The 1,701-nt window shown below is 68.4% G+C and carries 1 protein-coding gene; it reads left to right on the plus strand.

Features of this window, described 5'->3' with window-relative positions; all coding sequences use genetic code 11:
• Window positions 1-85 precede the first annotated feature (85 nt).
• Window positions 86-1,654 (plus strand): IS1182 family transposase, encoded by a 1,569-nt coding sequence (locus ACIBH4_RS39595; protein WP_362522387.1) that lies wholly within the window; start codon window positions 86-88, stop codon window positions 1,652-1,654.
• Window positions 1,655-1,701: the final 47 nt, after the last annotated feature.

Consider the following 1,701-nt stretch of genomic DNA (forward strand, 5'->3'; position numbering starts at 1 on the left):
CCGTACAGGCCCTAGAAGGCCGATGAAGATCTTGGGTTCTGGCCCCGCCGCGTGATCGACGGGGCCAGACTCATGTCTCGTGGTGATGGGACAGTGGGCCGGGGAGACGATTGGGCCGGATGTGTGGCAGACCTGCCGGGAACTGATCCCGCCCGGGAGCGTGTTCGCGTTCTTGGCCGAGCACCGTGACCGGCTGTTTCCCGCGTCGATGTTCGCGGACATGTACCCCTCGGCCAACGGCCGCCCCAGCATGCCGCCGCAGGTCCTGGCGGCCGCGATCACGTTACAAGCCCTGCACGGCTTATCGGACTTCGATACCGTCCAGGAACTGCGCTGCGACCTGCGATGGAAGGCCGCCTGCGGGCTCGGCCTGCACGACACCGCCTTCGACCCCTCGCTCCTGGCCTACTTCCGCCGTCGGCTGGCCCGCACGACGCGCCCGCAGCGGATCTTTGACGCGGTGCGTGAGGTGGTCAAGGCCACCGGGGTGCTCACCGGACGCCACCGCCGGGCGCTGGACTCGGCCGTGCTGGACGACGCGGTCGCCACCCAAGACACCATCACCCAGTTGATCGCCGCTGTCCGCACGGTGATCCGTCACGTTCCCGGCGCCGCCCAGCTCGCCGCGCACTGCACCGCCACCGACTACACCACCACAGGTAAACCGCCGATCGCCTGGAACGACGAACACGCTCGCGCCGACCTCGTCGACGCCCTGGTGAAAGACGCGCTGTATCTGCTGAAGCACCTGCCCGCCCAAGACACAGATGACAAGGCCGCCCACGCGGTCGGGCTATTGGCCCTGGTCGCCGGACAAGACGTCGAGCCCGACGGCGACGGTCGTGACGGACGCTGGCGCATCGCCCGTGGCACCGCCGCCGACCGGGTGGTCTCCACTGTCGATCCCCAGGCCCGCCATGTTCACAAGACCCGTAGCCACCACCAAGAGGGATACAAGGCCCACCTGGCGGTCGAGCCCTCAACCGGACTGTTCACCGCCGTGGCGCTGACCCCCGGCACCGGGGCCGCTCACCACGAGTCCAGCCTCGCTCTGCCCCTGCTGACCGACGAAGAGGTCTCGGTGGACGTCTTCGCCGACAGCGCTTACTCCGCCGGGGTAACCCGCCGAGCGCTACAGCAGGCCGGTCACCGGTTGTTCGTCAAACCGCCCCCGTTGAAAAGGGCCGTTCCCGGCGGGTTCAGCCTCGATGACTTCGTCATCGACACCACCGCAGGCACGGTGATCTGCCCCGCCGGGCACCAGGTCCCGCTGGCAGCGCCGAAGGGCCGCTACCAGCAGCGCAAAGCCTTCTTCGCCGGCCAGTGCACCGGCTGCCCGCTCCGTCCAAGGTGCACCACGGCCAAATCCGGGCGGATCTTGACCATCCGGCCCCATCACGACGACCTGGCCACCGCCCGCCGGCAAGCCGCCACCGACCCCGACTGGCAGGCCGCCTACCGCCGCTGGCGACCCCCTGTCGAACGCGCCGTCGCCTGGCTCGTCCATCGAGGCAACCGGCGACTGCGCTACATCGGGACCATAAAGAACAACGCCTGGCTTCACACCCGCGCCGCTGCAATCAACCTACGCACCCTCGTCCGCCTTGGACTCCACCACGACAGCGTCACCTGGCGAATCACGGCCATGCCCTGAAAGGCGGCATCGCCTGATAGACCAAGATCTTCATCGGCCTTCTAGGC

It is taken from the genome of Streptosporangium sp. NPDC050284 (genome assembly GCF_044459525.1).
In the GTDB taxonomy this organism is placed as follows: Bacteria; Actinomycetota; Actinomycetes; order Streptosporangiales; family Streptosporangiaceae; genus Streptosporangium.